This window comes from Microbacterium sp. (assembly GCF_031988965.1).
Classification (GTDB): domain Bacteria; phylum Actinomycetota; class Actinomycetes; order Actinomycetales; family Microbacteriaceae; genus Microbacterium.
Genome location: NZ_DALZXX010000001.1, coordinates 138,505 through 149,680 on the forward strand (window position 1 = coordinate 138,505; position 11,176 = coordinate 149,680).

An 11,176-nucleotide genomic window follows, 5' to 3' on the forward strand; every position below is an offset into this window, starting at 1 on the left:
GCGGGGCTCCGGAAAGCCTTCGGACTGGTACTGCTCGTGCGTGCGACCACCCCCCGAATGTACCGCGACCGCCCCTCACCGGGTAGCGTCCCGGGCGGCTGCGGCGCGCCGCGGGTCATTCGACGCGGAACAGTCGCATGGAGGTGCCCGGGATGGGCAGTATGTCGCCGGGGGCGAAGGTCTCGCTCTCGGTCGCCGGACGCTCATCTGCGCTCGACCACAGGGACACGAAGCGCGTCGCATCCTCGAGCTCCTCAGGCAGTCGCACGTCGATCGGCGACTCCGTGCCGTGCACGATCAGAAGGATGCGATTCGCGGCCTCACGATCAGGAGTGGAGGCGGCGACATACTGCAACGTGCGATTGCCGGGATCCGTCCACTGCTCACGCTCCATCGTCTCGCCGTTCTGATCGAACCAGTCCATGACGGAGGCATTGGGGATGTGCTCGCCGAGTCGCGCGTAGCGGCTCGGGCGCAAGGCGGGGTTCTCCGAGCGCAGCTGGATCAGCCGTGTCACGTGCGCGCGCAGATCCTCCTGCCAGGGCTCGGGATCCCAGCCGAGCCAGGTCATCACAGAATCCTGCGCATACGCGTTGTTGTTCCCGCGCTGCGTCCGCCCGACTTCGTCGCCTGCGGTGAGCATGGGAATGCCGGCCGACAGCAGGAGGGTGCCGAGCAGATTGCGCATCGCCTTGCGTCGGGCCGCAAGGATCGCGGGGTCGTCGGTGGGGCCCTCGATGCCGTGGTTGAAGGCGCGGTTCATGTCCGCGCCGTCACGGTTCTGTTCGCCGTTCGCTTCGTTGTGCTTGACGTCGTAGGAGACGAGGTCGTGGAGGGTGAAACCGTCGTGGGCCGTGACGAAGTTGATGCTCGCGAGGGGACCGCGCTCGTCGGCGAAGGTGTTGGAGGAACCCGCGAGTCGAGTGGCGAAGCCCCCGATCCCGACCGGAGCCGATGCCCTGCGCGCATAGTCGATGTCGCTCAGCCAGAAGTTGCGCACACGGTCCCGGTAGCGGTCGTTCCACTCCAGCCAGCCCTGCGGGAAGTTTCCTGTCTGCCAACCGCCCATGCCGACGTCCCACGGCTCTGCTATGAGCTTCGTGTCCTTGAGGACCGGATCGTTCGCGATCGCCGTGAGCAGCGGGTGCTCGGGCGTGTAGGTGTGCGAAGCGTCGCGGGCGATGGCGGCCGCCAGGTCGAAGCGGAAGCCGTCGATCTGCATCTCCTGCGCCCAGTAGCGCAGCGAGTCGAGCACGAGGCGGGCTCCGGCATCCGTCGAGGTGTCGAGCGTGTTGCCGCATCCGGTGGTGTCGATGTAGGCGCCGGACGGATCCTGTCGGTAGTAGCTCGCATTGTCGATTCCGCGGAGGCTCGATCGCGGTCCGCCGAGGCCCTCCTCCGAAGTGTGGTTGTACACGACGTCGAGGATGACCTCGAGACCGGCCTCGTGAAGGAGCCGCACCATGCCCTTGAACTCGGCGAGTACTGCTTCAGGGCCGCCCTTGCGCGCATCTTCGGTCGCATAGGCGTTGTGCGGAGTGAAGAAGTTGAGGGTGTTGTAGCCCCAGTAGTTGGTGAGCCCGCGTTCGAGCAGGCGGGGTTCCGGCACGAACGCGTGTACGGGGAGAAGCTCGATCGATGTGATGCCCAAAGCGTGGAAGTACTCGATCATCGCCGGGTGCGCGAGCCCCGCGTAGGTCCCGTGCAGTGCCGGGGGGATGTCGGGCTGACGCTTGGTGAGACCCTTCAGATGACCTTCGTAGATCACCGTTCGATCGAGCGGGATGCGGGGCTTGACCGAGTCGCCCCAGTCGAAGCCGTCGACGATGACGACGGAGCGCCACTCCTCGTAGCCGTCGCCCTGAGCGAGCCCGCGCGCGTACGGGTCGAGCAGGAGCGTCTCGGGATTGAATGTATTGCCCGGACCGTGCGGTCCGCCGACGCGAATCGCGTAACGGGTGCCTGGTTGCAACAGCTCGGTCGTCACCTCCCAGACACCTCCGGGAAGACGTTCCAGGTCCACCTGATCGGTGACCCAGTCGAGGTCTGTGGCATCGAAGACGACGAGCTCGATCGACGACGCGTTCTGCGACCAGACGCGGAGGGTTCCGACGCCGTCGTGAAGGCGAACGCCGAGGTTGTCGAGTGCAGTACCGCCGGGCACGGTGATGTCTCGGATCGCGGGCATGAATACACCATAGGGGTCTGCGCTCAGGTCTCAGACCACGTCGCACTCAGTTCCACGTGCGCCCCGACGCCGCGAAATGGGGGAGAGTTGAGGCATGCAGCACTATCTCGATCACGCCGCCACGACGCCGATGCGTCCTGAGGCGCGCGAGGCCTGGCTGGACGCGAGCGCGATCGTGGGCAACGCCTCATCGACCCACGGTGCGGGGCAGGACGCCCGGCGACTGCTCGAAGAGGCTCGAGAGCGCGCCGCAGCGGTGCTCGGATCCGATCCCATCGAGGTGGTCTTCACGTCAGGGGGCACGGAGTCGATCAATCTCGCTCTCCAGGGCCTGTGGCAGGCACGGACCGCAGGGACGGATGCGATCGTGATGCCCGATGCCGAGCATCACGCCACCATGGACACCGTGGAGGCGCTCGTCGCGGCCGATGCGACGCTGCGCGCTGTTCCGGTATTCCGCACGGCGGCCATCGATATCGCCCGGTTCGCCGCGCAGCTTCCGGGCGCGGCACTGGCCACAGCGCTGATCGCCAACAACGAGGCTGGGACGATCAACGACGCCGTGTCGCTGGCGGCCGCCGCGGCGGATGCGCGGGTTCCCCTGCACTTCGACGCCGTGTCGGCGCTCGGCCATGTGCCCCTGTCCTTCCGTGCACTCAGGGGGGATGCCGCGGACGCGGTGGGTCTGGTGGCCATGAGTGTCGCGGGCCACAAGATCGGAGCTCCGGTCGGCGTCGGCGCCCTCGTCACCTCGCGCACTGCTCGGCTCTCGGCGATCATCCGCGGCGGCGCACAGCAACGGGGTCTCCGTGCAGGGACCCAGGACGTCGCGGGTGCCGCCGCGTTCGCCGTGGCTCTGGAACTCGCCGAGGCCGAACGGGAGACGGAGAGCGCGCGGCTCCGAGCCATGCGCGATCGTCTGGTCGACGGCATCCTCACCCGCGTCCCGACCGCCGAGGTCCTGGGAGACCGCGTCGAGCGGCTTCCGGGTAACGCGCACGTCCTCTTCCCCGGCGCAGTGGGGGAGAGCCTGCTCTTCCTGCTCGACATGGCGGGGATCGCGGCATCGACGGGATCCGCGTGTCAGGCCGGAGTGGCGGAGCCCTCCCACGTCGTGATGGCCATGGGGCGCAGTGAGCAGGATGCACGTAGCGTGCTGCGGTTCTCGCTCGGGCGCACATCGACGGACGAGGACGTCGATGCCGTCATCGCGTCGATCGCCGACGCGTACGCGCGCGCATCCGGCTCCGGCTCAGCTGCACGCTCGTAGACTGGACTCATGAGGATTCTTGCGGCCATGAGCGGTGGCGTGGACTCCGCCGTGGCGGCGGCGCGTGCGGTCGACGCAGGCCACGATGTCGTCGGAGTACATCTTGCGCTCTCGCGCGCCGGCGGAACCCTGCGCACAGGCAGTAGGGGATGCTGCACGATCGAGGACGCACTCGATGCCCGACGCGCAGCCGACCTCCTCGGCATCCCCTTCTACGTCTGGGACTTCTCGGAGCGCTTCCGCGAAGACGTCATCGCCGACTTCGTGTCGGAGTACCAGGCAGGTCGCACCCCGAACCCCTGCATGCGCTGCAACGAGAAGATCAAGTTCGCCGCGCTTCTCGAGCGCGCGATCGAGCTCGGCTTCGACGCAGTGTGCACGGGGCATTACGCGACGCTGGTCCCCACCGATGCGGGACTCGAGCTGCACCGTGCCGCGGATAACGCGAAGGACCAGTCGTACGTCCTCGGCGTGCTGACCGCCGAGCAGCTCGCTCACACCTATTTCCCTCTCGGCACGACGCCGTCCAAGGCGGTCGTGCGCGCAGAGGCCGCCGAGCGCGGGCTGACCGTCGCTCAGAAGCCCGACAGCCACGACATCTGCTTCATCCCCGACGGTGACACTCGTGGCTGGCTGGCGGAGAAGGTCGGCACGGCGACGGGCGAGATCGTCGACCGCGCCGGGGAGGTCGTGGGTTCGCACGAGGGCGCGCACGCCTTCACGGTGGGGCAGCGTCGAGGCCTCAAGCTCGGCGTGCCCGCCTCAGACGGCAAGCCGCGATTCGTACTCGAGGTGCGCCCTGTCTCGAACACGGTCGTCGTCGGCCCGAAGGAGGCGCTCGCGATTCGCGAGATCTCCGGGCAGCGCTTCAGCTGGGCCGGGGCCGCACCGGTGGACTCGGAGTTCGACTGCGAGGTGCAGATCCGTGCCCACGCCGAACCTGAGATCGCTCGGGCCTTCGTCACGTCCGAGGGCGTGCGCGTCGTTCCCGAGGAGCCCCTCAACGGCGTGGCGCCGGGGCAGACGGCTGTTCTCTACGTCGGTACCCGCGTGCTCGGCCAGTTCACGATCGACCGCACGGTATCCGCCGTTCCCGTTCACGCGTAGCGCCTGCCTCGGGATGTCGGTGCCCGCTCGTAGACTGGCGGAGTGCCGGAGAACATCTCGCTGGAAGACGCCCGTATCGAAGCCGACGAGCTGACCACTCGCATCCTCGAGGCGAAGGACGCGTACTACGGGCGCGACACCTCGGTCGTCGATGACTTCACTTACGACGGCTGGATGCACCGGCTCGAAGAGCTCGAGCGGCTGCATCCGGAACTGCAGGGGCAGGATTCGCCCACGCAGATGGTGGGCGCCGCCGAGGCGACGGGGCTGGCGACAATCGAGCACGCCGAACGGATGCTGAGCCTCGACAATGTGTTCTCGGTCGACGAGCTCAGAGAGTGGGCGGCCAAGACGCGTGCATCGGCCGGACGAGACGTCGACTGGCTCACCGAGCTCAAGATCGACGGTCTTGCGATCAATCTCCGATATGAGAACGGACGCCTGACGTCGGCGGCGACGCGAGGCGACGGCCGCGTCGGCGAGATCGTGACGGAGAACGCGCTGCGTCTGCCTGAGATCCCTCTGGAACTCAGTGGCGAGGGTCACCCGCCGATCGTCGAGGTGCGCGGCGAGGTCTTCATTCCCGTGGCCGCCTTCGAGCGTCTGAACGCCGCTCAGGCGTCGTTCCGCGACCGGGCGTACGCCGACGCTCTGGCCCGGTGGGAGGCTCGCAGCGGAGCGAAGAAGCCCTTCGACGAAGAGAAGGCTCGGACTGCCGCAGCCCGGCGGTTCCCGTCGTTCGCGAATCCGCGGAATGCGGCGAGCGGCGGGCTGCGTCAGCAGATCGACAAGAAGGACGGGCTCGAGCTCGAAGCGGGAATGCTTCGCATCGAGTCGCTGGCCCTCTACGTGCACGGTATCGGCGCGTGGGAGAACCCACCGGTCGCTGCACAGAGCCAGGTGTACGAGCAGCTGGCGGAATGGGGACTCCCCACGAGCCCGCACACGAAGGTCTGCACGAGCATCGACGAGGTCGTGGCGTTCGTCGAGCACTTCGGCGAGCATCGCCACGATATCGAGCACGAGCTCGACGGGATCGTCGTCAAGGTCGACGAGCTGTCCCTACACGACGAGCTCGGCGCCACGAGCAGGGCGCCCCGTTGGGCGATCGCGTACAAGTATCCGCCGGAAGAGGTTCAGACCACACTCCTCGACATCGTCGTCTCGGTAGGACGCACGGGACGCGCCACGCCGTTCGCCGTGATGGCCCCTGCTCAGGTCGCGGGCTCCGTGGTCAGGCAGGCGACGCTGCACAACAAGGATGTCGTGAAGGCGAAGGGCGTGCTGATCGGCGACACCGTGGTGCTGCGCAAGGCGGGTGATGTGATTCCCGAGGTCCTCGGCCCCGTCGTCGAGAAGAGGGACGGCACCGAACGTGAGTTCGTGATGCCGGTGGAGTGTCCCGAGTGCGGTACGCCGCTGCGGCCCATGAAGGAGGGTGACATCGATCTGCGCTGCCCGAACGCGCGGTCATGCCCCGCCCAGGTGCGCGGGCGCGTCGAGCACATCGGGTCACGCGGAGCGCTCGATGTCGAGGCGCTGGGCGAGGTCACGGCGGCCGCTCTCACACAGCCCACCTCGCCGGAGATCCCTCCGCTCGAGACCGAGGCCGGTCTGTTCGCGCTCACCCTCGACGAGATCGTCCCCATCGAGTTGTTCGTGCGTGATGCCGAGACAGGTCTGCCCAAGGAAGACGACGATGGCCTCGTGAAGACCCGAGCTCCGTTCCGACGCAACCCGACCGCTGCCGAGAAGAAGTCCGGGCTCGAAGGCCCGCAGCCGTCGTCGCAGGCGATCACACTCCTCGCCGAGCTCGAGAAGGCCAAGACCAAAGACCTCTGGCGCCTGCTCGTCTCGCTGAACATCCGCCACGTCGGACCGGTCGCTGCCCGGGCTCTCGCGCAGTGGTTCGGTTCGCTCGACGCCATCCGCGCGGCATCGCGAGAAGAACTCGCTGCCGTCGAGGGAGTCGGCGGGATCATCGCCGACTCACTGCTCGCGTGGTTCGATGTCGATTGGCACCAGGAGATCGTCCGGCAATGGACGGATGCAGGCGTGCAGTGGGCCACACCCGGTCACCCAGGGCCTGGTGCCGCGGTGGTCGAGGGCGGTGTGCTCGACGGTCTGACCGTGGTCGCGACCGGATCGCTCGACGGCTACACCCGCGACGGAGCGCAGGAGGCCATCATCAAGGCCGGCGGCAAGGCGGCCTCGAGCGTCTCGAAGAAGACCGATTTCGTCGCCGCGGGTCCGGGAGCGGGCTCGAAGCTCGGCAAGGCAGAAGAGCTCGGCATCCGGGTCCTCGATGCCGCGCAGTTCCACATCCTCGTCACCGAGGGGCCGGACGCGCTCGGATGAAGCGGTACGGGCCCTTGATCGCTGTGCCAGGCGCGCTGGCTGTCGGCGATCCGGGGAGATCTCACCTGCGTCTCACACCCGAAGCGGTCCTCTTCCGGCAGGGGACCGAAGAGCACGGGATCACGCCGTGGTCCCAGATCGAGCGGGTGCTCCTCGACGTGCCGACGACCAGGTTCAGGCTGCCGGGCCTCGTGAGCACCATCCTGCTCGGCGCGCTGACGTTCTTGACGCTCGACAGCGTCGATATGGACCCTGACGATGGCGCAGTGGAGGTGACTGTCGACGGAGAGCCGGTCACCGCACCGCTCAGCCGTCATCATGTCGGCGGGTATTGGACGCCGACCGTCGACGGTGCGCACCGGCTGCTTCAGCACCTGATCGACCATCCGGAGCAGCGATCATTGCTCGCTCGACCCGAGCAGCTCATCGATGTGGCGGCACGGCTCGCCCGCGGGGCGGCGTCAGGGTCGTCTGTCGACTGAGCCGCTCGATGATCCGGTGGGTGAGGCCGATCAGCTGATGCGTCGCGGCACCCGAACAAGTTCGACCGTCGCCGCCGGTCGATCACATCGCATGGTGGACTTCGAGCGCACCGATCCCACAGACGAGACCGGTGCGCTCGAAGTCACAGCGATCAGGCCTTGTGCCGGGGCTTGCGGAACGGCTTCTCGCCGCGCTCGTCATTCCGAGCCGGACGGTCGTCGCGGTCGTAGCGCGGACGATCGTCGCGACGATCGAAGCCGCCGCGGGCGCCGTCACGAGGACCGTCGTTGCGACGTCCCGCGGGTCCGCGGTCCGGCTTGATCTCGATCAGGCGACCCGAGATCCGGGTGTCCTTGAGCTTGTCGAGCACCGAGGAATCCATGTTCGCCGGCAGTTCGACGACCGTGAAGTCCGGGCGGATGTTGATCGCGCCGAAGTCGTCACGTCCGAGTCCGCCTTCGTTCGCGAGGGCGCCGACGATCTGACGAGGCTCGACGCGGTGACGGCGTCCGACCTCGATGCGGTACGGCTTGTAGTCTCCGCGTCCGCGACGCTCGCGGGGTTCGCGGGGCTCACGCCGCTCGCGGGTGCTGTTCTCGCGCGGCGGACGATTGTCGTACTCGACCGCCTTCGAGAGCGGGTCATCGGCCGGGTCGAGCAACAGTGGAGTGTCGCCCTGCGCGACGACCGCGAGAGCAGCAGCCACATCGGCTTCCGGCACGTCGTGATTGCGCACGTAATGATCGATGACGTCGCGGAACTTCTCGATCCGCGCGGCGTCGCCGAGAGCCGCCGTGATCGCGTCGTCGAACCTCGTGAGACGTGTGGTGTTCACGTCGTCCAGAGTCGGCAGCTGCATCTGGGTGGGCTGCTGACGCGTCGCCTTCTCGATGGACTTCAGCAGGTAGCGCTCACGCGGAGTGATGAAGCTGATCGCGTCTCCGGTACGACCGGCGCGACCCGTGCGGCCGATGCGGTGCACGTAGGACTCGGTGTCGGTCGGAATGTCGAAGTTGACGACGTGACTGATGCGCTCGACGTCGAGACCACGCGCCGCGACGTCGGTCGCGACGAGGATGTCGAGCTTGCTCGCCTTGAGCTGGTTGACGCTGCGCTCGCGCTGCACCTGGGGGACGTCACCGTTGATCGCCGCAGCGGAGTATCCGCGGGCCCGGAGCTTCTCGGCCAGCGTCTCGGTCTCGTTCTTCGTGCGGACGAAGACGATCATGCCGTCGAAGTTCTCGACCTCGAGGATGCGGGTGAGCGCGTCGACCTTCTGCGCGTACGACACGACGAGGTAGCGCTGGGTGATGTTCGTGCCGGTGGCGGTCTTCGACTTGATGCTGATCTCTTCGGGCTCGCGCAGGTACTTCTGCGCCAGGCGTCGGATCTGCGGCGGCATGGTCGCCGAGAACAGGGCGACCTGCTTCTCTTCGGGAGTCTGCGCAAGGATCTGCTCGACGTCTTCTGCGAAGCCCATCTTGAGCATCTCGTCGGCCTCGTCGAGCACCAGGTACTGCAGCTGGGACAGGTCGAGCGTGCCCTTGGCGAGGTGGTCCATGATGCGACCGGGGGTGCCGACGATCACGTGCACACCGCGGCGGAGCGCCGACAGCTGCACGCCGTAGCCCTGGCCGCCGTAGACGGGCAGGACATGGACGCCCTTCATCTTCGAGGCATAGGACTCGAACGCCTCGCAGACCTGCAGAGCGAGTTCACGGGTCGGTGCGAGCACCAGGGCCTGGGGCGTCTTCTGCGACACGTCGAGGCGCTCGAGAACGGGGAGCGCGAAGGCCGCGGTCTTTCCCGTTCCGGTCTGCGCCATTCCGACGACATCGCGACCGGACAGCAGGGTCGGGATCGTCGCGGCCTGGATGGGGGAGGGGGTCTCGTAGCCGAGGTCCTTGATGGCCTTGAGGACGGGGCCGGTGATGCCGAGCTCCTCGAATCCAGGGGTCTCGGGGGCGTCGGTGGGCACAGCGTCTTCAGGAGTCACTGACCAAGGGTAGCGCTTCGCGGGATTCCGCGCCTGTGAGGGCGCCCTCAGGAGTTGCCGGTGAGCGCGAGCAGCTTCTCCTTCACCTGACGGCGAAGCACTTTGCCGATGAGTGATTTCGGTAGTTCATCGACCACGAAGACGCGCCGCGGGACCTTGTACGGGGTGAGGATGCTGCGTGCGTAGTCGCGGATCGCCTCGACATCGACGTCCGCACCACTGTCGACGACGATCGCCGCGACGACCTCCTCGCCCGAGTGATCGCTCGGAAGGCCGACGACAGCGGCGTCCGCAACCTGCGGATGCTGCCGCAGCGCGTTCTCGACCTCGGTCGGCGCGACATTGAAGCCACCGGTGATGATGAGCTCCTTGATGCGATCCACGATGCGGATGAACCCCGCCTCGTCGACCGTCACGATGTCGCCCGTGCGGAACCAGCCGTCGACGAAGACCGCCTCGGTCTCCTCAGGTTTGCCGTAATAGCCCGAGAACACCTGCGGACCGCGGACGAGGAGTTCTCCGGCGGAACCTGCTGCGACATCGAGGGTCGGGTTCTCCGGGTCGACGACACGGCACTCGGTGCCGGGGAGCGGGAGTCCGACGGTACCGGGCACACGGTTGTCGGCCACCGGATTCGCCATCAGCACGGGAGAGCACTCGCTGAGTCCGTACCCCTCGACGAGGAAGCCGTTCGTGGCTTCTTCGAAAGGGACGACCAGCTCATGAGGCAGAGCCATGGCACCGGAGATCGCCACCTCGATTCCGTCGAGGGAGATGCCCCTCGCGTTGGCTGCCGTCAGCAGGCGGTCGGCGATCGGCGGAACGAGCGGGAGGAAGGTCGCCGGATGCTTCTTCATCACGGCGAGCACGAGGTCGGGGTCGAACTTCGGGAAGAGCACGAGCCGAGCGCCCATGGACATGGCGAAGGTCAGGCAGAGCGTCAGCCCGTAGGCGTGGAACATCGGCAGCACCGCGTAGACCACGCAGCCCTTGCCGCGCTGGATCGACGGTACCCAGGCCTGCGACTGTGCGGCATTCGCGAGGAGGTTGCCGTGAGTGAGCGCTGCTCCCTTGGGCGTGCCCGTGGTTCCGGACGTGTACTGGATGATCGCGAGGTCGTCCGTCGCCGGTTTCGGGTGCGTGGCCGGGAGGGGAGAGGACCGCATCAGCGAATCCCATGTGACGGTTCCGCGGACCTTCTCGGTCAGTGCCGCACGCGACTCGCGGGCCTTCGCCACGGGCAGTCGCAGCGCGACCCGCGTCAGGACCGGCATCGCCCGGGTGACGTCGACCGAGACGAGGTTCGTCACCGCGAGGTCGGCCGGGAACTCCTGCACCGTGGAGACGACCTTGTTCCAGACGATGGCGTGCTTCGCGCCATGATCCTCGAACTGCTTACGCAACTCACGGGGAGTGTAGAGCGGGTTGTGCTCGACCACGACCGCGCCCAGACGCAGGACCGCGTAGAACGCCACGATGTGCTGGGGGCAGTTCGGCAGGACGATCGCCACAGGGTCGCCCGCTCGCACGCCGAGGGCGCGCAGGCCGGCGGCGGCGCGGTCGATCGCATCCTGCAACTCGGCGTACGTCGTCTCACGCCCGAAGAACTCGAGTGCGGGAGCATCCGGGTAGTCGCGCGCGGACGCCGCGACGATGTCGATCAGGGATCCCGACACGGGGGAGAGGTCATCCGGGACGCCGTCGGCATAGCTGGCGACCCACGGGCGAGGAGGCTGGTATGAGCTCACCCGCCCAGCATAGGGCGGCCATGAAA

The 11,176-nt window shown here is 67.4% G+C and carries 7 protein-coding genes; 4 read left to right on the plus strand and 3 right to left on the minus strand.

Annotated elements, in window-relative coordinates; all coding sequences use genetic code 11:
• Positions 1 to 115: 115 nt before the first annotated feature.
• Positions 116 to 2,188 (minus strand): glycogen debranching protein GlgX, encoded by a 2,073-nt coding sequence (gene glgX, locus RTM68_RS00735; protein WP_312167447.1) that lies wholly within the window; start codon positions 2,186 to 2,188, stop codon positions 116 to 118.
• A gap of 94 nt (positions 2,189 to 2,282) precedes the next feature.
• Here glgX and RTM68_RS00740 point away from each other — a divergent pair, with 94 nt between their 5' ends.
• From RTM68_RS00740 to RTM68_RS00755, 4 genes are all read left to right on the plus strand, one after another.
• Entirely contained in the window at positions 2,283 to 3,458 is a 1,176-nt protein-coding gene (locus RTM68_RS00740; protein WP_312167448.1) for a cysteine desulfurase family protein, read from the plus strand.
• A gap of 9 nt (positions 3,459 to 3,467) precedes the next feature.
• On the plus strand, positions 3,468 to 4,565 hold the full coding sequence (gene mnmA, locus RTM68_RS00745; protein WP_312167450.1) for a tRNA 2-thiouridine(34) synthase MnmA: 1,098 nt from the start codon (positions 3,468 to 3,470) through the stop codon (positions 4,563 to 4,565).
• Between the two features lie 42 nt (positions 4,566 to 4,607).
• Positions 4,608 to 6,923 carry an NAD-dependent DNA ligase LigA gene (ligA, locus tag RTM68_RS00750; RefSeq protein ID WP_312167452.1) on the plus strand — a complete coding sequence of 772 codons (2,316 nt, stop codon included), beginning with the start codon at positions 4,608 to 4,610 and terminating at the stop codon, positions 6,921 to 6,923.
• Between the two features lie 191 nt (positions 6,924 to 7,114).
• Complete coding sequence (locus RTM68_RS00755) at positions 7,115 to 7,405, plus strand: hypothetical protein (protein WP_312167453.1); 291 nt, start codon at positions 7,115 to 7,117, stop codon at positions 7,403 to 7,405.
• Between the two features lie 152 nt (positions 7,406 to 7,557).
• Here the strand turns inward: RTM68_RS00755 and RTM68_RS00760 are convergent, their stop codons facing one another.
• Positions 7,558 to 9,402, minus strand: a complete 1,845-nt coding sequence (locus RTM68_RS00760) for a DEAD/DEAH box helicase (RefSeq protein WP_312167455.1) — start codon at positions 9,400 to 9,402, stop codon at positions 7,558 to 7,560.
• Between the two features lie 47 nt (positions 9,403 to 9,449).
• On the minus strand, positions 9,450 to 11,150 hold the full coding sequence (locus RTM68_RS00765) for a long-chain-fatty-acid--CoA ligase (protein WP_312167456.1): 1,701 nt from the start codon (positions 11,148 to 11,150) through the stop codon (positions 9,450 to 9,452).
• Between the last annotated feature and the right edge of the window lie 26 nt (positions 11,151 to 11,176).

Excerpts from the sequence above, each read along its gene's own strand:
- glgX (WP_312167447.1), bottom strand. The coding sequence starts at position 2,188 with ATGCCCGCGATCCGAGACATCACCGTGCCCGGCGGTACTGCACTCGAC.
- RTM68_RS00740 (WP_312167448.1), top strand. The coding sequence starts at position 2,283 with ATGCAGCACTATCTCGATCACGCCGCCACGACGCCGATGCGTCCTGAG.
- mnmA (WP_312167450.1), top strand. The coding sequence starts at position 3,468 with ATGAGGATTCTTGCGGCCATGAGCGGTGGCGTGGACTCCGCCGTGGCG.